The organism is Rhizobacter fulvus (assembly GCF_964020785.1).
This window is the reverse complement of record NZ_OZ224516.1, coordinates 4,049,318-4,071,481: the sequence shown is the minus strand read 5'-3', so window position 1 is coordinate 4,071,481 and position 22,164 is coordinate 4,049,318. Positions and strand designations below refer to the sequence as shown.

The 22,164-nt window shown below is 71.7% G+C and carries 17 protein-coding genes; 9 read left to right on the top strand and 8 right to left on the bottom strand.

What is annotated here, in order from left to right:
- The first annotated feature begins 12 nt into the window (after positions 1 to 12).
- Positions 13 to 243, top strand: coding sequence for a hypothetical protein (locus tag ACWH49_RS19355; RefSeq protein ID WP_448172946.1), 231 nt, complete (start codon positions 13 to 15; stop codon positions 241 to 243).
- Positions 244 to 250: 7 nt separating this feature from the next.
- On the opposite strand, the gene ACWH49_RS19350 is transcribed toward ACWH49_RS19355, so the two are convergent.
- The 6 genes from ACWH49_RS19350 to ACWH49_RS19325 form a co-directional block, all read right to left on the bottom strand.
- The gene (locus ACWH49_RS19350) at positions 251 to 1,039 is read right to left on the bottom strand and encodes a LytR/AlgR family response regulator transcription factor (RefSeq protein ID WP_448172945.1); all 789 of its coding nucleotides are present in this window, start codon (positions 1,037 to 1,039) and stop codon (positions 251 to 253) included.
- The gene (locus ACWH49_RS19345) at positions 1,039 to 2,112 is read right to left on the bottom strand and encodes a sensor histidine kinase (protein ID WP_448172944.1); all 1,074 of its coding nucleotides are present in this window, start codon (positions 2,110 to 2,112) and stop codon (positions 1,039 to 1,041) included. The genes ACWH49_RS19350 and ACWH49_RS19345 overlap by 1 nt, the downstream gene beginning before the upstream one ends.
- A 122-nt stretch (positions 2,113 to 2,234) precedes the next feature.
- A complete protein-coding gene (locus ACWH49_RS19340) occupies positions 2,235 to 4,961 on the bottom strand; it encodes a zinc-dependent metalloprotease (protein WP_448172943.1) in 2,727 nt (908 codons plus the stop codon).
- A gap of 105 nt (positions 4,962 to 5,066) precedes the next feature.
- On the bottom strand, positions 5,067 to 6,731 hold the full coding sequence (gene ettA, locus ACWH49_RS19335; protein WP_448172942.1) for an energy-dependent translational throttle protein EttA: 1,665 nt from the start codon (positions 6,729 to 6,731) through the stop codon (positions 5,067 to 5,069).
- A 97-nt stretch (positions 6,732 to 6,828) separates the two neighbouring features.
- The gene (locus ACWH49_RS19330; RefSeq protein ID WP_448172941.1) at positions 6,829 to 7,293 is read right to left on the bottom strand and encodes a YybH family protein; all 465 of its coding nucleotides are present in this window, start codon (positions 7,291 to 7,293) and stop codon (positions 6,829 to 6,831) included.
- Positions 7,293 to 8,291 (bottom strand): bile acid:sodium symporter family protein, encoded by a 999-nt coding sequence (locus tag ACWH49_RS19325; protein WP_448172940.1) that lies wholly within the window; start codon positions 8,289 to 8,291, stop codon positions 7,293 to 7,295. The genes ACWH49_RS19330 and ACWH49_RS19325 overlap by 1 nt, the downstream gene beginning before the upstream one ends.
- A gap of 84 nt (positions 8,292 to 8,375) precedes the next feature.
- On the opposite strand from ACWH49_RS19325, the gene ACWH49_RS19320 reads away from it, so the two are divergent.
- From ACWH49_RS19320 to ACWH49_RS19300, 5 genes are all read left to right on the top strand, one after another.
- Positions 8,376 to 10,976 carry a serine/threonine-protein kinase gene (locus ACWH49_RS19320; RefSeq protein ID WP_448172939.1) on the top strand — a complete coding sequence of 867 codons (2,601 nt, stop codon included), beginning with the start codon at positions 8,376 to 8,378 and terminating at the stop codon, positions 10,974 to 10,976.
- Positions 10,977 to 11,127: 151 nt separating this feature from the next.
- Complete coding sequence (locus ACWH49_RS19315; RefSeq protein ID WP_448172938.1) at positions 11,128 to 12,513, top strand: DEAD/DEAH box helicase; 1,386 nt, start codon at positions 11,128 to 11,130, stop codon at positions 12,511 to 12,513.
- A 7-nt stretch (positions 12,514 to 12,520) separates the two neighbouring features.
- The gene (locus tag ACWH49_RS19310) at positions 12,521 to 13,204 is read left to right on the top strand and encodes an NAD(P)H-binding protein (RefSeq protein WP_448172937.1); all 684 of its coding nucleotides are present in this window, start codon (positions 12,521 to 12,523) and stop codon (positions 13,202 to 13,204) included.
- The gene (locus ACWH49_RS19305; RefSeq protein WP_448172936.1) at positions 13,201 to 14,439 is read left to right on the top strand and encodes an MFS transporter; all 1,239 of its coding nucleotides are present in this window, start codon (positions 13,201 to 13,203) and stop codon (positions 14,437 to 14,439) included. Before ACWH49_RS19310 ends, ACWH49_RS19305 begins: the two co-directional genes overlap by 4 nt.
- Positions 14,436 to 15,068: an RluA family pseudouridine synthase gene (locus ACWH49_RS19300; protein WP_448172935.1), complete on the top strand. Its 633-nt coding sequence runs from the start codon at positions 14,436 to 14,438 to the stop codon at positions 15,066 to 15,068. The genes ACWH49_RS19305 and ACWH49_RS19300 overlap by 4 nt, the downstream gene beginning before the upstream one ends.
- A gap of 19 nt (positions 15,069 to 15,087) precedes the next feature.
- On the opposite strand, the gene rsgA is transcribed toward ACWH49_RS19300, so the two are convergent.
- Entirely contained in the window at positions 15,088 to 16,212 is a 1,125-nt protein-coding gene (gene rsgA / locus ACWH49_RS19295) for a ribosome small subunit-dependent GTPase A (RefSeq protein ID WP_448172934.1), read from the bottom strand.
- 479 nt (positions 16,213 to 16,691) lie between these two features.
- On the opposite strand from rsgA, the gene ACWH49_RS19290 reads away from it, so the two are divergent.
- The gene (locus ACWH49_RS19290) at positions 16,692 to 17,594 is read left to right on the top strand and encodes a Tim44 domain-containing protein (RefSeq protein WP_448172933.1); all 903 of its coding nucleotides are present in this window, start codon (positions 16,692 to 16,694) and stop codon (positions 17,592 to 17,594) included.
- Positions 17,591 to 18,352, top strand: a complete 762-nt coding sequence (locus ACWH49_RS19285) for an SDR family NAD(P)-dependent oxidoreductase (RefSeq protein ID WP_448172932.1) — start codon at positions 17,591 to 17,593, stop codon at positions 18,350 to 18,352. The genes ACWH49_RS19290 and ACWH49_RS19285 overlap by 4 nt, the downstream gene beginning before the upstream one ends.
- Positions 18,353 to 18,470: 118 nt before the next feature.
- Here the strand turns inward: ACWH49_RS19285 and ACWH49_RS19280 are convergent, their stop codons facing one another.
- Positions 18,471 to 19,208: a 2OG-Fe dioxygenase family protein gene (locus ACWH49_RS19280; protein ID WP_448172931.1), complete on the bottom strand. Its 738-nt coding sequence runs from the start codon at positions 19,206 to 19,208 to the stop codon at positions 18,471 to 18,473.
- Positions 19,209 to 19,335: 127 nt separating this feature from the next.
- Here ACWH49_RS19280 and ACWH49_RS19275 point away from each other — a divergent pair, with 127 nt between their 5' ends.
- Positions 19,336 to 22,161 carry a DUF3857 domain-containing protein gene (locus tag ACWH49_RS19275; protein WP_448172930.1) on the top strand — a complete coding sequence of 942 codons (2,826 nt, stop codon included), beginning with the start codon at positions 19,336 to 19,338 and terminating at the stop codon, positions 22,159 to 22,161.
- Positions 22,162 to 22,164 lie beyond the last annotated feature (3 nt).

Genomic DNA, 22,164 nt, shown 5'->3' with positions numbered 1-22,164 from the left:
AGGAGTTCCACCATGATCGACCGCCTCTTCACCGCCACGCTGACCTTCTGCCTGCTGATCGGCGGCACGCTCGCGATCGGCTCGGCGATGCTCGGCATCGACCAGCCGGTTGCCTCCCCGCGAGCCGCCTCCGCGCCGGCACAGGTCGTCCAGCTCGAGCGCGTCGTGATCGTCGGCAAGCGGCTCGCGCCGACGACCGACGTCGCGCAGTCGGACAGCGAGACCGCCCCGCGTGTCCAGTGAGCACGACTCACATCTGACGAAACACGTGCACGAAGCTGCGGCTGACCGGCAGCACCTCGGCACGACCTTTCAGATGCACCTCGGCGGTCTCGTTCAGGCCCCGCTGGACCTGCGCCACGCGATGCAGGTTGACGATCACCGAGCGATGGATCTGCGCGAAGCGCTCGGAATCGAGTTCCTCCGCCAATTCGCGGATCGTGCGGCGGATCAGCGCCTCGCCGCCCTCCCACACCACCAGCGTGTATTTCTCGTCGGCGCGCAGGTAGATGACCTGCTCGACCGGGATCAGCCGCACGCTCGCGCCGACCGATGCCCGTATCCATTGCAGGTGCGGCGGCGCCGGCGCAGCGGCCGCGCCGCGACGCGCCAGTTCGGCGGCCAGGCGATCCAGCACCGCATCGAGCGCGCCCGCATCGGCCGCTGACGGCGCCGGCTGCGCCAGGCGCTCGCGCAAGCGCGCGACCGTGTCGGCCAGGCGCACCTCGTCGAACGGCTTGACCAGGTAATCGACCGCGCCCTGCGCGAACGCCTGCACCGCGTAGCGTTCGTGCGCCGTCACGAACACGACGTGCGCGCGACGGGACACCGCGCGCGCCGCCTCGATGCCGCTCAGCCCGGGCATGTGCACGTCGAGGAACACGATGCGCGGGGCGTGCGCCTCGAACAGCTCGACCGCCTCGCGGCCGTTGCGCGCTTCGGCGACGACCACCAGTTCGGGCCACAGCCGCGCCAGGTGCACCCGCAGGCGCTCGCGCAGCAGCGGCTCGTCGTCGGCGATCAACGCGGTCGGGTTCATCACGCGACGGGCCCAGGCGGATCGAAGCGGATCGTCGCGCAGACGCCATGCGGGCGCACCTCGCTGAGCTCGAGTTGCGCACCCGCCCCGTAGAACGCCTGCAGCCGGGCACGCAGGTTCGCCAGGCCCGTACCGGGTTCGGCGGTCTCGCGCAGCCCGGCGCCGGTGTCGCTGACGCTGACATTCGCGCGGCCCTGCGCCAGCCACGCGCGCACCTCGATCGTCCCGCCCTGCTCGGCCGGGTCGATGCCGTGGCGGACCGCGTTCTCGACCAGCGTCAACAGCGCCATCGCCGGGAAGCGCAGCGCCGCGAGCTCGGGCGCGATGTCGATCGTGAAGCGCAGGCGGTCCGGCATGCGCATGTGCATCAGCTCGAGGTAGGCGCGCGCGAGCGCGGCTTCGTGGCCGAGCGTGGCTTGCGCATCGTCGAGACGCGGCATCGCGGCGCGCAGGTACGCGATCAGGCTGCGCAGCACCGGCGCGGCCTGCGGCGAGCCGGACTCGACCAGCGCCTGCACGTTGGCGAGCGTGTTGAACAGGAAGTGCGGCTCGATCTGCGCGTGCAGCAGCTTCAGCTGCGCATCGAGCGCCTGGCGCTCGAGCTGGCTCTTCTCGAGCGCGAACTCGAGCTGCTGGTGACGGGCCTGCGCGTCGCGCTCGCGGTAGAGCACGCCGAGCGCGAGCAGCGGCGCGATCGCGAGCACCAGCATCGTGATGACGATGAAGCCGCGCACCAGCCCCGGGTTGCCGGTGAATCGGGCCCACTCGCCGCCCACCAGGCCCATGTACAGCAGCAGCGTGGCCAGCGGAACCGCGAGCACCACGGCGACGATCTGGCTGACCCAGCGCGGCACGCCGGGCACCGGCCACAGCCCGGCCGCCGTGAACGCCATCAGCACCAGCGTCGCGATCAGCAGCAGCCGCCACACCAGGCCGACGTACGAGGTCAAGAAGATCGGGCTGATCAGCGCCGAGATCACGACGACCAGCGCCACCATCAGAAGCAGCCGGCGCGGCGTCAGCGCCGCGATGAACTGGCGCAGCGTGGCGGCCGGAGCGGGCATCGAGGACATGGCCGCAAGCGTACCGCGCAGGCCGCCCGGCGGCGCATCCGGCAAGCCCCGCCGGCGATGAACGACGGGATTCGGGGAGCGAGCCGCGACGAACCCGGCGCGAACGCCGGGCCGCCGCCGCGTCAGGCGCCCGGGCGGGCGATGCGCGCGGCGAGCGACTGCGACAGCATGTCCGCGCTGTCCTGCAGGTGCGCGCGCGCGTCGGCGCTCAGGCTGCCACGCTGCGCGGCGCTGTTCAGCCGCGCGAGCAGCGCCTGCGCCTGCACGCGCATCAGGCTGCGCGCATCGGCGCGGCCGGCGCTGCCCGGGCGCAGCAGGCTGGCGCTGATCCGGTTCAGGTGCTCGCGCTGCAACGCGCGGCGCGGCGCGGGGATGTCGGCACCGGTGTCGAGCTCGCTCCAGATGTCGCGACCGAGCCGGCCATACAGCTCCGACAGCTGCAGCGCACCGCCGCGCGCGGTCGCCTTGCCCTGGTTGTCGAGGATGCGCGCCGCGACATCGTCGCCCATCAGCTGGTTCAGCAGCGCGCGCTGGACGGCCAGCAGGCGATCGGGCACCGAGAATTCGGTCGCGACCGGCGCGGCACCGCGCTCGAGCGCATCGGTGCGCTCCTGGAAGTCCGGCGCGAGGCGGCGTTGCAGCGACGGCGAGACCGGCAGGCTGTCGGCCGCGAACAGGCTGCGCGAGATCTGGTCGATCGCGTCGCGCTGTGCGGCGACCGGCACCGGCTCCAGCGGGTCGCGGCCCGAGCCGGGGAAGTCGCGCAGCGTGCGGACCCCGCCGACCTGGCGCGCCAGCAGGCCCACCGAGCGCGCGACGTCGTTGACCGCGTAGTTCAGCGAACGGCGCAGCACCGCATAGTCGCGGTCGGGCGCGAGCGCGCGGGTCTCCTGGCGCTTGAACAGGTCGCGGGCGATCGCCAGGCGCTTCTTCGCGAATGCGACGGAATCGGAGCCCAGGTCGAACTGCAGCGCATCGGGGTCGATGCCGAGGTAGTTGTCCTCGTCGGTGCCGAAGGCCAGTTCGGGCTCGTTGCTGCGCGCCGCGATGCGTTCGAGCGCGGCCTTCTCGTCGCCTTCGGCCAGCGGCCGGTAGGCGTATTCGATCGCCCAGTAGTCATACGGACCGAGCGTGGTCTGGTACGGCGCGACCGGCCGCGCGCCCGGGCTCGGCAGGTTGACCGGCGCGTACTCCATCACCGAGCCGGTCAGCGCGTGGGTGCGCGTGAACTCGGGGTCGGACAGCTGCGCGTCGGTGTACGCACGCGACGCGCGGAAATTGTGCCGCAGGCCGAGCGTGTGCCCGACCTCGTGCATCGTCGTGTCCTTCAGGTAGGCGAGCACGTAGGCCTCGGCCTCGGGGCTGTCCGGATCGAGATCGCCACGCGCTTCGAGCACGTCGAGCGCGTAGCCGAGCTGGTCGGCGGCCTGGTCGGCGTTGCGGCAGGCGCGCGCGTCGAAGGCCTCGCCATCGGCGGCGCCGCCGAACTGCATCAGCCGCGCCAGTTCGGCCGGGCTGCTGCCGTTCAGGATCTGCGCACGCGAGGCGCGCACGTTGCGCGACGACAGGCTCTCGATGCCGATGTTGGCCGCCAGGATCTCGCCGCTGCGCGGGTCGACATGGCTCGGCCCGATCGCGCCGAAGCGCGGCGCGGCGTTGGTCATCCAGCGCACCGAGGCGCCGCCGTCGAGCGTGTCGAAATCGGCGTCGTCGGGCTGAACCCTGGCCTGCACCGCGTCCTTGAAGCCGATGCGCTCGAAGGCCTTGTTCCATTCCAGGATGCCGGCGGTGATCGTCGCGCGGTACTTGACCGGAATCGTGCGGTCGAGCCAGAACACGATCGGCTTGACCGGCTCGGACAGCGCCGCCGCCGGGTCCTTCTTCTCGAGCCGCCAGCGGTCGACGTGGCGCACGACCGGCGTGCGCGCGAGGTCGTCGCTGAAGTCCCACTGCGACTGCGTGAAGTAGCCGATGCGCGAGTCGGCGGCGCGCGGGCGCATCGGCGCGTCAGGCAGCGCCGTGAAGGTGTAGTTCGCGGTCACGAACAGGCTGCGCGGGTCCGGCACCGCGATCGGCACCGTCGGCACCGGCGCGCCGGGCGGCGTGTTCGGCTGGCGCACCGCGATCGAGCCGGTCGCGAAGTGCTGCATCACCTCGAGCGACAGGCCTTCCGGGCGTACGCGCAGCGCGGTGATCGCCGAGTTGCGCGCGTCGAAGCCGTAGCCTTGGCGGAACGTGCGCTGCAACTGCCCGCCGACCGCGAGCATGTCGTTGATGAACAGCGCATTGCCGTCGACCAGCACCGACTTGCGCTCCGGGTGCGGCTGGCTCGCCACCGGTGTGCTGGCCAGCAGGCTCGGCGAGAACGCCGCCGCCACCGCGCGGCCTTCGGGCGTGCCGGCGCGCGCGGTGAACTCGGTGTTGCGCGCGATCATCTGCACCTGGTTGTAGACGCGCCGGAACTCGACCACGCGCTGGTCGTCCATCAGGCCGCCGAAGATCCCGCCCTCGCCGATGCCCGAAGCAAGCTTGGCGGACAGGAAGAACGGCTTGTTGAAGTCCTGCGGACGCAGCTCGATCCAGACCTTCTCGTCCTTCTGGTAGGTCGTGAGCAGGCCGTCGCTCTTCTTGGCGTCGCGGATCACCGTCGCGAAGGGTTGCGGACTGCCCGGCGGCGGCGCGGCCGGCTGCGGCGTGCCGGGCGGCACGCCCGAGGCGCTCGGGCCGGGCCCGGTCGCGACGCGCGGCGGCGTCGTCGGGCCGGCGGCGGCGCCACCCGTTGCCGTGGGCGTGGCGGGCGATCGCAGCGCCGCGCAGCCGCCCAGCAGGGCGATCGTCAGGGCGGCCATGAGAGGGCGGACAGACCGCGCAGCGGGGTGGTTCATCGTGCAACCCGGAACAGAAAAGAACATTCTGCCAGCGCCGTGTACAGCGGCGCCGGCGCCAAGGTCACTTCACTTGAGGGCCTTGAAGCGCAAGCGGTGCGGGCGCGCACCCTCCTCGCCGAGGCGGCGCTTCTTGTCGGCCTCGTACTCCTGGTAGTTGCCGTCGAAGAAGACCCACTTCGAGTCGCCCTCGCAGGCCAGGATGTGGGTGGCGATGCGGTCCAGGAACCAGCGGTCGTGGCTGATCACCATCACCGAGCCGGCGAATTCGAGCAGCGCGTCTTCGAGCGCGCGCAGGGTTTCCACGTCCAGATCGTTCGACGGCTCGTCGAGCATCAGCACGTTGCCGCCCTGCGCCAGCGTCTTCGCCAGGTGCAGCCGGCCGCGTTCGCCGCCGGACAGGCTGCCCACCAGCTTTTGCTGGTCATTGCCCTTGAAGTTGAAGCGGCCGATGTAGGCGCGGCTCGGCATCACGAACTTGCCGACGACGATGTTGTCGAGGCCGCCCGAGACGTCCTGCCAGACCGTCTTGTCGTCTTCCAGCGTCTCGCGGCCCTGCTCGACGAACGCCATGCGCGCGGTCGGGCCGATCTTGACGGTGCCGCTCGTCGGCTGCTCCTTGCCGGCGATCATGCGGAACAGCGTCGACTTGCCGGCGCCGTTCGGCCCGATGATGCCGACGATCGCGCCGGCCGGCACCTTGAACGACAGGTCGTCGATCAGCACCCGGTCGCCGAAGCTCTTGGTGACGTTCTCGAACTCCAGCACCTCGTGGCCAAGGCGCTCGCCGACCGGGATGAAGATCTCGTTGGTCTCGTTGCGCTTCTGGTAGTCGGTGTCCGACAGCTCCTCGAAGCGCGCCAGCCGCGCCTTGCTCTTGGCCTGGCGGCCCTTGGCGTTCTTGCGCACCCACTCGAGCTCGAGCTTCATCGCCTTGGTGCGCGCGTCCTCGGTCTTCTGCTCCTGTTCGAGGCGCTGTTCCTTCTGCTCGAGCCAGGTCGAGTAGTTGCCCTTGTACGGGATGCCGCGGCCGCGGTCGAGTTCGAGGATCCACTCGGCCGCGTTGTCCAGGAAATAGCGATCGTGGGTGATCGCGACGACGGTGCCCGGGTAGCGCTGCAGGAACTGCTCCAGCCAGTCGACCGATTCGGCGTCCAGGTGGTTGGTCGGCTCGTCGAGCAGCAGCATGTCGGGCTTGCTCAGCAGCAGCCGGCACAGCGCGACGCGGCGCTTCTCGCCGCCGGAGAGCACGCCGATCTGCGCGTCCCACGGGGCCAGGCGCAGCGCGTCGGCGGCGATCTCGAGCTGCAGGTCGGTGTTCTCGCTGCCGCTGGCGGCGATGATGGCTTCGAGCTCGGCCTGCTCCGCGGCGAGCTTGTCGAAATCGGCGTCCGGCTCGCCGTATTCGGCGTAGACCTCGTCGAGCCGCTTCTTGGCGGCCAGCGCGCCGCCGATGCCCTCCTCGACCGCCTCGCGCACGGTCTGGTCCGGGTTCATCACCGGCTCCTGCGGCAGGTAGCCGATCTTCAGGTTCGGCATCGGCGTGGCTTCGCCCTCGATGTCCTTGTCGAGGCCGGCCATGATCTTCAGCAGCGTCGACTTGCCCGAGCCGTTGGTGCCGAGCACGCCGATCTTGGCGCCGGGGAAGAAGCTGAGCGAGATGTCCTTGAGGATCTGCCGCTTCGGCGGCACGATCTTGCCGACGCGGTTCATGGTGTAGACGTACTGGGCCATGGGGTTCCTGTGAAACGGTTCCTGGGAAGCAAAGCGTGCTGCCGGGCGGCAGCAGTTCAACCGCGTATTGTCGCCGCTCCGGCGCCGCGGCGCGCCGTCAGGGCTTGGGCGGCACCGGTTCCTGCCACGCCTCGCCCTTGTCGAAGACGATGCGCCAGATGTCCGGCGCCTCGAGCCGCCAGACCGAATTGAAGCGGGCGATCGGCTTGCCGGCCGGGTCGAGCACCGGGCCGGTCGAGTGCGCGAGCGTGCCGTCGCCGAGCACGACCACGTGGTCGGGCGCCCACGAGAACGGCGCGTCCTTGCCCTCGTAGAACCGCTTCCAGCCGGCCGCGACGGCCGCCTTGCCCTGCAGCACCTTGCCGGGACCGGAGAAGAACACCGCCTGGTCCGACAGGTGCCGCACGAAGCCCGCGTGGTCTCGTTCGGCCATGCTGCGCGCGAACGCGCGTTCGGTGTCCGCCACCTGGCGGGCCAGCGCGTCGAGGTCGGGCGGCGCCGCTGTCGCGCCGCCCGCGACCAAGGACGCCGCCAGGGCGCCCACGATGGTGCTCCTGTTCATCACGCCTCCCCCACGGCCCGCTCGGCGGTGTCGCCCCGCAACGCACGAGCCGCATAACGCTGCGCGAGGACCGCGCAGACCATCAACTGCATCTGGTGGAACAGCATCAGCGGCAGCACGACGGCACCGACCGCGTGGCCCGCGAACAGCACCCGCGCCATCGGTATGCCGCTCGCCAGGCTCTTCTTCGAACCGCAGAACACGATCGTGATCTCGTCGGCCTTGTCGAAGCCCAGCCGGCGCGCCGCGAAGGTGGTGATCGTCAGCGCCAGGCCGAGCAGGATCGCGCAGACCAGCGTCAGCCCCAGCAGCGCCGTCACCGGCATCTGCTGCCACAGCCCCTGGATCACCGCCTCGCTGAACGCCGTGTAGACGACCAGCAGGATCGAGCTGCGGTCGATGTTTCCGAGCACGGCCTTGTGGCGATGCACCCACGCGCCGATCCAGCGCCGCGCCACCTGCCCGGCGACGAACGGCAGCAGCAGCTGCAGCACGATGGCCCTGACCGCGTCGAGCGAGGCCGCCGCGCCGTGCTGCGACAGCAGCAGCCCGACCAGCACCGGCGTCAGGAAGATGCCGAGCAGGCTCGACGCCGACGCGCTGCACACCGCCGCCGGCACGTTGCCGCGTGCCATCGACGTGAACGCGATCGCCGATTGCACAGTGGCCGGCAGCGCGCACAGGAACAGGATGCCGACGTACAGGTCCGGCGTGACCAGCGGCTGCAGCAGCGGCCGCAGCGCGACGCCGAGCACCGGGAACATCACGAAGGTGCACGCGAACACCAGCAGGTGCAGCCGCCAGTGCGTGATGCCGGCCACGATCGCCTCGCGCGACAGCTTGGCGCCGTGCATGAAGAACAACAGGCCGATCGCGACGTTGGTGATCGCATTGAAGGCGATCGCCCAGGTGCCGCTGCAGGGCAGCAGGCTGGCCGCGATCACCACCGCGATCAGCGTGAGCGTGAAATTGTCCGGAATGAAGCGTGAGCGGGGCATCGGGATCGTTGCAGGAGCCGGGCCACGAGCTTACGGCAAGCGGTGCCCCGGCCACGCGCTGCATAGAATCGACCGCGCCGACCCATGAACGACAGCCTCGCCCCGACCGACCCGCCGACCGCGGGACCCCGCCCGGGCGCCCGCTTCGGTGCATGGCAGTTGCGCGAGCCGCTCGGCAGCGGCGGCATGGGCGAGGTCTGGGCCGCGACCCGCAGCGACGGGCTGCACGCCGGCCGCGCCGCGGTGAAGCTGCTGCGCGCGGCGTCACCCGACCCGGCCGCTGCGGCCCTGCTCAGCGCCCGCTTCGCCCGCGAAGGCGAACTGCTGGCGCGCCTCACCCACCCGCACATCGCCCAGTTGCTCGACGCCGGCATCGCGCCCGACGGCACCCGCTACCTGGTGCTCGAATACGTGCAGGGCGAGCGGATCGACCATTGGTGCGACGCGCGCCGGCTCGATCTCCCGAGCCGCCTGAACCTGCTGCTGCAGCTGTGCGACGCGGTCGCGTTCGCGCATGCCAACCTGGTCGTGCACCGCGACCTGAAGCCGGCCAACGTGCTGGTGACCGACGGCGGCCACGTCAAGCTGCTGGACTTCGGCGTCGCCAAGCTGCTGGGCGATGCGCCCGACGAACTGGACCTGACGCGCCAGGGCAGCGCCGGGCTGACGCCGGACTATGCCGCGCCCGAGCAGATCACCGGCGGCGCGGTGACGGTCGCGACCGACGTCTACGCGCTGGGCGTGCTGATGTTCGTGCTGCTGTCCGGCCAGCGCCCCTACGACGCGCCGCGCGGCAACGCGGCGCAACTGGCGCGCGCGATCGCCGAGGCCGAACCGCGCCGCCTCGGCGCCGCCGAGCCCACGAGCACGTTCGGCGGTGACGCGAGCGAGATCGCCGCGGCGCGCTCGACCACGCCGCAGCGCTTGCGTCAGGCGCTGCGCGGCGATCTCGAACACATCGTCGCGAAGGCGCTGCGCAAGCGACCCGCGGAACGCTACGCGTCCGCGCAGGCGCTGGCCGACGACCTGCGGCACTTCCTCAAGCACGAGTCGGTCAGCGCCCAGGCGCCGACCTGGTTCTACGTGACGCGCAAGTTCATCGAGCGGCACACGCTCGGGGTCGCGGCGGCAGGTCTGGTCGCCCTGGCGATCGCCTGCGGCGTGGCCGCCACGCTGTGGCAGGCCAGCGTCGCGCGCGAGCAGGCGGCGCGCGCCACCGCGGAGGCCCGCAATGCCACCGCGATCAAGGACTTCCTGCTCGGCGTGTTCCGCACCAGCACGATCGGCGCAGGCAAGACCACGCAGGACACGACCGCGCGCGAGCTGCTGCAGGCCGGCGGCAAGCGCCTGCTCGACGACGCCAAGCTCGAACCCGGCGTGCGCCTGGAGCTGCTCACCGTCGTCGGCGAGCTGCAGAACAACCTCGGCATGTTCGACAGCGCCGACCCGCTCGAGCAGCGGGCGCTCGCGCTGGCCCGCTCGGTCCACGGGCCGCAGAGCGAGCAGTACATCTACGCGCTGGTCGGCCGCGCGCTGTCGCTGACGCAGCTCGGGCGCGCACAGGAATCGGAAGCGCTGGCGCGCGAGGCGATCGCGATCGTCGAGCGCACCGGACAGCAGTCGCTGGAGGGCTACGCGATCGCGCTCTACCGCGTCGGCGCCAATGCGGTACAGGCCGGCGAACTGCGCAAGGGCATCGCCGACCTGTCGCGCGCGACCGCCGCGTTCGAGAAGTACCAGCCGCGCCATGCGATGCGCTCGATCGCCCACCGCTGGCTCGGCAACGGCCTGGCCCAGCTCGACGACTTCGGCGCCGCCGAGCGCGAGCTGCGGCGCTCGATCGAGCTCAGCGCCAACCAGGTCGACCTGCGGGACTTCGGCACCGGCGCGGGCCACTACGCGCTCGGCCAGTTGTTCGCCCGCGCGGGTCGCTTCGCCGACGCGCAGAGCGAGCTGACGCAGGCGCTGGCGATCTTCGAGCGCACGATGGGGCCACGCCACCGCACCACCGCACTGGTGCGCTGCGAGCTCGGCGTCGTGCTGCACCAACTCGGCCGCCCCGCCGAGTCGCGGGCGATGCTCGCGTCCGCACTCGACATCGCCGGCAGCGACACCTCGCGCCAGGTCGGCAACGCGATGGACCGCGTCAACATCGCGCTGGCGCAAGTCGCCGCCGACGAGCAGCGCCCCGAAGAATCGCTGACCCGGATGGCTGCGGCCGCGAAGCGCTGGGAAGCCCAGGGCGGCGCCCACTGGGCGGCCACCCTGCTCGCGCAGGGCGAGGCCGAGACGCGTGACGGGAACGTCGCCGTGGCCCGGGAGGTCCTGCGCCAGGCGCTGCCGATTCTCGACACGCAACTCGGTCCCAACGCACTGGCGACCCGCCAGGCGCAGGTCGCACTCGGCGAAGCGCTGGAGAGCGACGCGCACGCTGCCGACGACGCGCGCCTGGCGTTCGCGAGCGCGCTCGCCGCCGGCAGCGCGGCATCGCCGACAGGCGACTGGCTGCGCGCCCGCGCCCTGCTCGGCCAGGGTCGGCTCGCACTGGCGACCGACCCCGCCACCGCGCTGCGGCTGGCGCGCGAGGCGCAGGCACTCGTGAAAACCGGCGCGCTTCGCGAGCGTCAGGTGCAAGCCCAGGCCCGCGCGCTCGAGGCACGCGCCGACGCGCAGCGGTTACAATGACCCACCGGCGCAGTCACCAGTCACTGCGCCGACGTCACTTCTGACTGAGCCCACGTCGTCCGCGACGCCACCGCTCGCCACACCCCTCTGCCTGCGACTGGCGCTTCGAAGTACGAGCGACAGGCCGACCTCTCTGTCCGTTTGGAAACCCATGTCCTTTGACGATCTCGGCCTCGCCGAGCCCCTGCTGCGCGCCGTTCACGAATACGGCTACACCACGCCCACGCCGATCCAGGCGCAGGCCATTCCTGCCGTGCTCTCCGGCGGTGACGTGATGGGCGGCGCCCAGACCGGCACCGGCAAGACCGCCGGCTTCGTGCTGCCGATGCTGCACCGCCTGATGGCCACGCCCGCCGTGCGCGATGCCAAAGGCAAGCTGCCGATCCGAGCGCTGATCCTCACCCCCACCCGCGAACTCGCCGCCCAGGTCGAGGAAAGCGTTCGCACCTACGGCAAGCACAGCAAGCTCAGCAGCATGGTGATGTTCGGCGGTGTCGGCATGCAGCCGCAGATCGACAAGCTCAAGCGCGGTGTCGACATCCTGGTCGCCACGCCGGGCCGCCTGCTCGACCACCACCAGCAGCGCACGCTCGACCTGTCGCACGTGCAGATCTTCGTGCTCGACGAAGCCGACCGCATGCTCGACATGGGCTTCATCCACGACATCAAGAAGGTGCTCGCGGTTCTGCCGCCGAAGAAGCAGAGCCTGCTGTTCAGCGCGACCTTCAGCGACGAGATCAAGGCGCTGGCCGACCGCCTGCTGAATGCGCCGGTGCTGATCGAGGTGGCGCGCCGCAACCAGACCAACGACCAGATCGCCCAGAAGGTGCACCCGGTCGGCCGCGAGATGAAGAAGGACCTGCTGATCCACCTCATCAAGGCCAACGACTGGGACCAGGTGCTGGTGTTCACACGCATGAAGCACGGCGCCAACCGTCTGGTCGAGCACCTGCTGAAGGCCGACATCAGCGCGATGGCGATCCACGGCAACAAGAGCCAGACCGCGCGCACGAAGGCGTTGGCCGAGTTCAAGACCGGTGACCTCACGGTGCTGGTCGCGACCGACATCGCCGCGCGCGGCATCGACATCGACATGTTGCCGCACGTCGTCAACTACGAGCTGCCGAACGTGCCGGAAGACTACGTGCACCGCATCGGCCGCACCGGCCGCGCGGGCGCGAAGGGCGAGGCCGTGTCGCTGGTCTGCGTCGACGAGAACGGCTTCCTGCGTGACATCGAGCGCCTGATCAAGCGCGAGATCCCGAAGGAGATCGTGCCCGGCTTCGAGCCGCCGGCCGGCGAGAAGGCCGAGCCGATCGTGCTCGGCCGCATGGTGATCGGCGAAGGCGCCGGCCGCGGCGGTCATCGCCATCACGCTGGCAACGGCGGTGGCGGTGGCCGTGGCGGCCACGGTGGTGGCGGCGGCGGTGGCCGTGGCGGCAGCGGCGGCGGTGCGGCTCGCCCGCAGGGTTCGCGCCCTGCCGGTGGCGGTGGCGGCGGTCGGCCGCCGGCACGTTCCGGCCCGCCGAAGCGCTGAGGCAACGATGGCGCGCCAGGGCGGTACTCGTTCCGCAGGCGCGGTGCGCACCGCGCTGCTGGCCGGTGCGACCGGCCTGATCGGTCGCGCACTGCTGCCGCTGCTGCAGGCCAGCCCGTCATACCGTCAGACGCACGTGCTGGTGCGCCGACCGATGGCCGATGCGGTCCCGGATGAGCGCACCACCATCCATCTCATCGATTTCGCGCAGCTGCCAACGTTGCCGGCGGTCGACGATGTCTACGTGGCGCTCGGCACCACGATCAAGGTCGCCGGTTCGCAGGCCGCGTTCCGCGCGGTCGATTTCGACTGCGTGGTGAACACCGCACGCGCGGCGAAGGCCGCCGGCGCGACGCGCCTCGCGGTCGTTTCGGCGCTCGGTGCGGACGCGCGCTCCGCCGTCTTCTACAACCGCGTCAAGGGGGAGATGCAGGACGCCATCGTTGCGCTCGGCTTCGAGTCGGTCGTCATCGCGCAGCCGTCGCTGCTGTTGGGCGACCGCGCCGCGATCGGCCAGCCGGTGCGCCGTGGCGAGGTCTGGGCCGCGCGCCTGCTCGCACCGGCGATGGGACTCGTGCCACGCGGCGTGCGGCCGATCGCCGCGACGAAGGTGGCCGCCGCGATGCTCGCGGCCACACTCACCGGCGAACCCGGCGTGCACGTGCTGAGTTCGGGGCAGATGCAGGGATGAGCCGGTCGGCGGCAAGCGTGCCGTCTGCGCCGCTGTCGAGCTTTCGCGCCTACATGCGCCTGTGGTACTCGCGCCTGGCGAGCACCAGTGCGAACCAGATGCTGATGGTCGCGATCGGCTGGCAGATGTATGACCTGACCGGCAGCGCGTGGGACCTGGGCCTGGTCGGGCTGCTGCAGTTCCTGCCTGCGCTCCTTCTGGTGCTGGTCGCCGGCCACGTCGTCGACCACTTCAACCGCGCGCGCATCGTCGCGCTGTGCATGGTTGCGCAGACCGGCATCGCGCTGCTGCTCGCCGTCGCGGCGCACCGTCACTGGGCCAGCCGCGACCTGCTGCTGCTGACCTCGGTGCTGCTCGGCACCGTCAAGGCCTTTCAGATGCCGGCGCAGCAGGCGCTGACGCCGCTGCTCGTGCCGGCCGAGGTGCTGCCGCGCGCGCTGGCCTTCAGTTCGATGGGCTCGCAGGGCGCGATCGTCGCCGGGCCGGCGCTCGGCGGCTTCATCTACGTGGCCGGCGCGCAGGCGGTGTATGGCACGTGCGCGCTGCTGTTCGCATGCTCGGGCGCGCTGGTGGCTGGCGTGAACTACGGGCACGTCAAGGCCGTCGCGCGCAACATGGGCTTCGACACCCTGCTCGCCGGCGTGCGCTTCGTGCGCCAGCGGCCGGTCGTGCTCGGCGCCATCTCGCTCGATCTGTTCGCGGTGCTGCTCGGCGGCGCCACCGCGCTGCTGCCGATCTTCGCGAAGGACATCCTGCACACCGGGCCGTGGGGGCTGGGACTGCTGCGCGCCTCGCCGGCGATCGGTGCGTTCGCGCTGTCGCTGCTGCTGGCGCGCTGGCCCGTCACGCGGCATGCGGGGCGCGTGCTGCTCGGCGCCGTGGCCGTCTATGGACTGGCGACGATCGTGTTCGGGCTGTCGAGTTCGTTCGTCGTCTCGATGGTCGCGCTGGTGGTGGCCGGCACGGGCGACATGGTCAGCGTCGTGATCCGTCAGTCGCTGGTGCAGCTGGACACGCCGAACGAGATGCGCGGCCGGGTCAGCGCGGTCAACTCGGTGTTCATCGGCGCGTCCAACCAGCTCGGCGAATTCGAGTCGGGCGTCACCGCGGCGGCGCTCGGGCCGGTCGGCTCGGTCGTGCTCGGTGGCATCGGCACGCTGCTGGTCGCAGGGGTGTGGTTCCGGCTCTTTCCGCCACTGGCGCAGCGCGACGCCCTGGTGGCTCGGCGCCCATGAGCCCGGTCGCGGTGCTGCATGTCGATGCACAGTGCGTCGTCGCGCTGAAGCCGAGCGGCCTGCTGTCGGTGCCCGGCCTCGGGCCGAACGGGCAGGACTGCCTCGCCGCGCGCGTGCAAGCCACTTACGGCGATGCGCTCGTCGTGCACCGGCTCGACATGGCGACCTCGGGCCTGATGCTGTTCGCGCGCGGCGCAGCGGCGCAGCGCGCGCTCAGCGCCGCGTTCGCGGCCCGTGCGGTGCACAAGCGCTATGTCGCGGTCGTGCACGGCGAGGTGGCGGCATCGCACGGCGCGATCGATCTGCCGCTGCTCGCCGACTGGCCGAACCGGCCGAAGCAGAAGGTCGATCACGCCATCGGCAAGCAGTCGCTGACGCGCTGGCGCGTGCTCGCGCACGACGCGAAGCGCGATGCCACCCGCGTCGAGCTCGAGCCCGTCACCGGCCGCGCGCACCAGCTGCGCGTGCACCTGCTCGCGATCGGGCACCCGATCCTCGGCGACGCGCTGTACGCGCCGGCGGACGTGTGTGCGCAATCGGACCGCTTGCTTCTGCATGCGAGCGCGCTGCGCTTCGCCCATCCGGCGACGGGCGAGCCGATCGCGATCGAGTCCGCCCCGCCGTTCTGACCGGCCTGCCGCATCGCCGTCACGCCTCGTCGCGCTTCTGTTTCAGCCGCTCGCGCCCGGCCCGGCCACGCGCCTTCCACATCGCCAGCTGCTGCTGCCGTTCGAGCACGCTCATCGTGTCGCGGCGCGCCTCGCGCAAGAGCTTGTGGTAGTTCCGGACGCGGTCGGGCGGAACGCCCTCGCGCACCGCGCAGCCCGGCTCATCGACATGCTTGCAATCGCGGAAGCGGCATTGCAGCGCCAGGGATTCGATGTCCTCGAACGCCGCGGCGAGTGTGGTCTCGTCGACATCCGGCCGCAGCGCCCGCAGCCCCGGCGTGTCGATCACGCAGGCGCCGCCCGGCAAGCGGTGCAGCGAGCGCGACGTGGTCGTGTGCTTGCCGCGGCTGTCGTGCTCGCGCACGGCGCCGGTGTCCTGCACCGCGCGGCCGAGCAACGTGTTGGTCAGCGTCGACTTGCCGGCACCCGACGAGCCGAGCACGACCAGCGTCTGCCCCGCACCGAGATACGCCCGCAGCTGCTGCACGGTGTACGGGTCGGTGCCGTCGATCGCGAACAGGTCGATGCGTGCCGGCACGCGGCCGCGCAGCGCCTCGATGCGCTCGGCCAGCAAGCCGGGCACGTTCGCGATGACGTCGGCCTTGGTCAGCACGACCGCGGGCGTGATGCCGCCCGGCTCGCTGCCGCCGCCGGCATGCACCAGCGCGAGGTAGCGCTCGAGCCGGCGCGGGTTGAAGTCCTCGTCCAGGCCCATCACCAGCAGCGCGGTGTCGACGTTGCTGACCACCGGATGGCGGCGGCCGTCGGCGTCGCGCCGGTTGATGTGGCTGAGCGGCGGCACGCGCGCCTGCACCCAGACCTGGCCGTGGGGATCGGTCGCGGCCAGCACCCAGTCGCCGACGGCGAGCGCCGTCGCGTCGTCGCTGAGCGCGCGGTTCAGGCGCGGCAGCACCCGGGCGGTCAGTTCGTCCGCGCCGTCGTGCAGGCGCACGGCGTCGCGGTGCACCTCGGTCAGGCGCAGCAGTTCGAGAGGCGGTGTGTCGGTGCCGGCGGCGACGTCGCTCAATGCGACGGCCACCGCGCGCTGCGCCAGCGCGGGCGACAGGCCCAGGGTGCGCAGGCGCTCGAAATCGATGTCGATCATGATGGGGTCTGAACTTTCGTTTCTCGCAGCGCACGGCACGAACGGCCATGCGCGGATCGGCCGGCGGGCCCGAGGGCATGCCGGTCAGCGGAGTGGAAACGTCGGTCGCGCCGAGGGCGCGTGGGTCAGACCCGGGAGGGAGCGGAGAAGCGGGGTCCCGGAAACGGCGGAGCGCAGGTCAGGCGGCGGCCGACGAGGGGGCAATGGCGGTTGGCTTGTCCATGGGGCACCTCCTGCGCAGTTGACGGACCGAGGGTCCGGGCGGTTCGCGAGCGGGGCGCGTCGCGAGGGGCGGAGTCTGCCCGGCAGCCGACGATGCGTCAATCCGCGCCGCGCCCCGGGCTTGTGTTTTCGCAACGCGCCCACAGGTGGGGCGCATCGATGCCGGCGTCGGCCCCGGTTGCAAGAAGGGTCATGCCCGCCTCGTATGATCGTGCCGCTCTCGCCGTGCAGACGGCGCCTATCGAAGGAACGCTCCGATGAAGTCATTGATCCTCGCCCTGTCCGTTGCCGTGATGTCCGCGGGCCTCGCGGTCCCGTTCGATGTGGAAGCGAAACGCCTGGGCGGCGGCTCGTCGGCCGGCATGCAACGCAGCATGCCTGCGCGCACCCCTGCGAACGCCGCTCCGGCCCAGCCGGCTCAAGCTGCGCCCACCGCCCCGGCAACGGCCGGCGCCACCGCGGCTGCCGCTGCGCCGAAGCGCTCGTGGATGGGCCCGATCGCCGGTCTCGCGGCCGGCCTGGGCATCGCCGCGCTGATGAGCCACCTCGGCATGGGCGAGGCGTTCGGCAACATCCTGACGATGGTGCTGCTGGCGGGCCTGGCGTTCGTTGCCATCCGCTTCCTGATGAACCGCTTCGCGCGCGGCAACGCGCCGGCGATGGCCACGCCGAACGGCATGCGCTTCGACCCGGCGACGCCGCCAGCCGGCAACGCGCCGGCCTGGGCGCAACCCGGGTCGGGGTCCGCGTCGGTCGCGCCGCTTGCAGCGGCATCCGCGCTGCCCGCGGGCTTCGATGCGGCCGGCTTCGAACGCATCGCGAAGATGATCTTCATCCGCATGCAGGCCGCGAACGACACCGGTGACCTGAACGACCTGCGCGCGTTCACGACGCCCGAGATGTTCGCTGCCGTCAAGCTCGATCTGCAGGAGCGCGGCAACGCGCCGCAGACGACCGACGTCGTGCGCATCGACGCCGAAGTGCTGGATGTCGCGACCGAAACCGACCGCCAGATCGTCAGCGTGCGCTTCCACGGCCTGCTGCGCGAGGAGAAGGACGGCGTCGCCGCGCCGTTCGATGAAGTCTGGCACCTGGTGAAGCCGGCGGACGGCAGCCGCGAGTGGGCCATCGCGGGCATCCAGCAAGCGCAAGCCGCGTGAGCGGCAGGAAGCTCTTCGTCCTGACCGGCGCCTCGCGCGGCATGGGTGCCGCGCTGGCCGAGCAGCTGCTCGCGCCCGACCACGTGCTGCTGTGCATCGCCCGGCGCCACAACGACGGACTGGCGGCGAAAGCCGGGGCCGCCGGCGTCCGCTGCGAGCAGTGGGCCCTCGATCTGGCGGAGCCGGTCGGCGCAGCAGCGCGGCTGCAGGGCTGGCTCGCCGCGCTCGACGGCGCCTCGTTCGGCACCGCGACGCTGGTCAACAACGCCGCCGCCCTGACCCGCATCGGTCCGGTCGACGAATGCAGCGACGTCGATCTGTCGGCGGCGATGCGCGTCGGGCTCGAAGCGCCGCTGCTGCTGAGCGCCGCCTTCCTGCGCGCGACGCGCTCCTGGACCGGCGACAAGCGCATCCTGAACATCTCCTCCGGCCTGGGTCGCCGCGCGATGGCCGGGCAGGCCTCCTACTGCGCCGCCAAGGCCGGCATGGATCACCTGACCCGCGCGATGGCGCTGGACGAGGCGAATCGCCCGAACGGTGCCAGGCTGGTCTCGCTGGCGCCCGGCGTGATCGACACCGACATGCAGGTGCAACTGCGCAGCGGCGACGCGGCCGGTTTCCCCGAGAAGGCCAATTTCGTCGGGCTGAAGGAACGCGGTCAGCTCACCTCGCCGGCCGATGCGGCCGCGCGGCTGCTGGCCTACCTGGCCCGGCCCGACTTCGGCGCCAACCCGGTGGCCGACGTGCGCGACGCCTGAGCCGCCTCGAGTCAGCGCCCCGCGCTGATCCCGCCGGACGTGCGCGGCTCGAGCGGCTGGGAGAACGCCGACTTCCCGTTCTACGCGACCGTGCGGTTCATGCGCGAGACACAGGGCCTCAAGGAGGCCCCTGGAAGCCGCCGGCGCGGAACGTCAGCACCAGGGTGTCGCGGTGGCCGCCTGTGGCGAGCGGCTGGATCGGCGTGCTCTCGTGGATGACGCGCGTGTCGTCGAGCAGCAGCGTCGTCCACGGCTCGCTCATCGTGAAGCGCAGGCCGGCCGGGCCGTCGGAATCGAACACCCGCGTCTCGCCGCCCTTGATGCCCTCGCGATCGACCAGCAGCACCGCGACCAGGTCGACGCCGTCGCGGTGCGCGCCCTCCGGCGTCGGGCGGCCGATGCCATCGGTGGTGTCGATGCGGAACTGGTGTGCCTCGACGTACCACGGCTGGTCGCCCTTGAGCGCGCCGCAGCGCGCGCTCAACGCGACCAGCAGGCGCCCCCACACCGGCTGCGCGACGACCTCGGGCGCCATCGGCTCGAACCAGCGCTCGAGCCCGCCGTGCAGCGCGTTGTACTCGACCGGCTGCCAGTGCGCGCGATGCGGCACGGGGGTGACCGCCGTGCCTTCGACGACAAAGCACGAGTGCCGCCGCCGCCGGTAGCGGCCACCGTCGCGCAGGTGACCGTCGGGCGGCAGGTCGTCCCACGAGGGGCGCAGCGCGTCGAGTTCATCCGCGCGTGCCGGCAGCAGCGCCCGCAGCGAGGTGGCGTCAAGCACGGCCCGGCCCGTGTCGCGCAGCGCGCTGTCGATCTCGGTGGGCGGGGTCAGCGGAGGGCTCAGCAGCATCGTCATGGCCCGAATGATGCCGTGACTTTGGTGGCCTGCGCGGCCGTCGCGTCGGGCCGGGCGGGCACGCGCCGAGACCGGCCGCGCGGGCCCTGTGCTTCAATCGACGACCACCGCTGCCGGGGCCCGCACCTTGCCATCGATCCGTCCGTTTCTGCGTTGCGCCGCCGGCGCGATCGCCTTGCTGCTGGCGCTGCATGCCGGCGCGCAGGCGCCGGCATCGCCCGCGTCCGCTCCGGCCGAGACGCCGCTGAAGGAGGTGTCGGTCACCGCCGCATCGTTCGCGCGCGGCCTGCCGGTGCCGGCGTGGGCCGACCTGCTGTCGCTGCCCGCACAGCCGAGTGGGCAGCGGCGCGCGCTGACGCTGCGCCTCGACGACACGCACCTGATGGTCGCCGAGACGCCCGTCACGCTGGTCAACATCGCCCAGCAGGCCAACGACGCCAGCGTGCTCGGGCAGATCGGCCAGGCCTCGATCCAGTTCATTCCGCAATACCAGCGGCTGGTGCTGCACAAGGTCGCGCTGCAGCGCGGCGACCAACTCATCGACCACACCGCAACGGCGCCGGTGCGCTTCCTGCAGCGCGAGGCCGGGCTCGAGCAGGGCATCTACAGCGGCGTGATCACCGCGAGCCTGCTGCTGCCCGACGTGCGCGTCGGCGACACCCTGCTGTTGCAGTACTCGATCGAGGGCGCCAACCCGATCTTCGGCGGGCGCTATGCCCAAGGCGTGCCGTGGCAGCGCACGGTACCGGTGCAGACGCGCCGCGTCACGCTCAACCTGCCCGAAGCGCGCACGGTGCAATGGAAGTGGATCGGCGACGGCGCCGTCTCGACCATCGCCCCGGAGATCACGACTCGTGGCGGCATGCGGCGCCTGCGCTTCGAGGAGCGCCAGATGGCCGCCGTCGAGCTCGAGCCGCTGTTGCCACGCGGCACGGTGCCGCTGCGCTGGCTTCAGTTCAGCGAATTCGCCGACTGGGCCGAGGTGGCGCGCTGGGCCGACGGCCTCTTCGCCACCGATGCGGTGCTGCCGCCCGAGTTGACGCCGCTGCTGCAACGCCTGCAGCGCCTGCCCTCGCGCGCCGACCAGGCGTCGCAGGCGCTGCAGTGGGTGCAATCGGAGATCCGCTACTACTCCGTGTCGCTCGGCGAGAGTTCGCACCGGCCGCACACCCCGGCGGAAGTGCTGCGCAACCGCTACGGCGATTGCAAGGACAAGTCGTTCCTGCTGATGCGCATCCTGCAGTCGCTGGGTATTCCGGCGCGGGCCGTGCTGGCGTCACTGGGCGCGCCGCAGGGGCCGGCCAAGGTGCTCGCCTCGCCGACCGCGTTCGACCACGTGGTCGTGCAGGCGCGCCTGGACGGGCGCGACTACTACCTCGATCCGACGCGGCTCGGCCAGCGCGGCGCGCTCGACCGCATGGGCCAGGGCCTCGAGGAGGCGAGCGTGCTGGTGATCGACCCGCGCGAGACCACCGCGTTGTCGACCGTGCGTTCGCCGAACCGGCGCGACATCTTCCGCAGCGAGCTGACCGAGCGCTTCAAGCTCGAGGCGTTCGGCGAGGACGGCGAACTCGAGATGCAGCAGCAGTTCAACGGCGTGGCGGCCGAATCGCTGCGGCTCGGGCTCGCGCGTGTGGATGCGCAGCGCATGCAGCGCGTGCTGTTGACCGGCCTGGAGCGGCGCTACCCCGGCATCACGAGCGTCGGCACGCCGGAACTGCGCGACGAGCCCGAGCAGAACCGCGTGACGATCCTCGCCCGCTTCAAGGTACCGAAGCTCGCGACCGCGACCGACGGCAATTGGGTGATGCGCTTCTTGCCCGCCAACATGCAGGGCACGATCGCGGCGCCCCCGTCGACCACCCGCAACTTCCCGCTGGCGCTGCCGGGCTTCCCGCTGACGGTGCTGTACAGCGCCGAGATGCACTGGCCGGCCAGCGTCGGCGCGATCGTCGAGCCGACCACGCTGCGGCTGAGCAATGCGGGCTTCAACGCCGACGTGACGCGCAGCTTCCGCGGCAATGTCGCGCGCGCCCATCTGCGTTTCGAAACCTCGAGCCCGGCGGTGCCGGCGAAGGACGTGCCGGCGGTGATGTCGGACGCGCGGGCGATGGAGCGCGCGATCGGCGGCGCGATGGTCGTCGCGCGCAACCAGGTCAAGGACGGCGGCTTCCTCGGCATCGGCCGCAAGACGCTGCAGGACAACCTGCGCACGCGCGCGCAGGCCAGCGTCGAGCGCAGCAGCAAGGCCATCGCCGGCGGCCAGCTCGGTGGCGAGGACCTGGCCCAGGCGCTGTGCCTGCGTGCCGACGCGCAGGCCGAACTCGGCCAACCGGCCGAGGCTTACAAGGACGCGCAGGAAGCGGTGCGCCAGGCGCCTGCGGCCGGCGCCGCGTGGTTCTGCCAGGGCAACGCCAACTGGGCCCGCGGCGAGTTCGCCGCGGCCGTCGCCGACTACGGCAAGGCGCTCGCGCTCGGCCACAGCGCCGCCGACGCCTACTTCCGCCGCGGGCACGCGCGCTTCTTCGAAGGCCGCTTCGATGCCGCGGCGCAGGATTTCGCCAAAGCCGCGACCGACCGGGCCGACGCGAACGACCAGGCCTATGCGCGGCTCTGGCAAGCGCTCTCGCTGCAGCGCGCCGGGCAGGCGCTGCCCGCGTCCCTTGCCGCCGTGGCCGATCCGACAGGCGCCTGGCCGCGGCCGGCGATCGCGCTGGTCGCCGGTCGGCTGGCGACAGAGCAATTGCTCGAGGTGATCGCACGCAAGGACGGCGACGACCGCGAACTGGCGCTGGCCGAGGGTTGGTTCTACATCGGCGAAGCGCAGCTCGGGTCGAACCAGCCGGACAAGGCGCGCGAGTCCTTCGCCAAGGCGCGGGCGCAAGGCATCACGCGCGCGGTCGAGCACGCCGCAGCCGGTTTCGAGCTCGAGCGCCTCGGCGCCAAGCCGTGACGC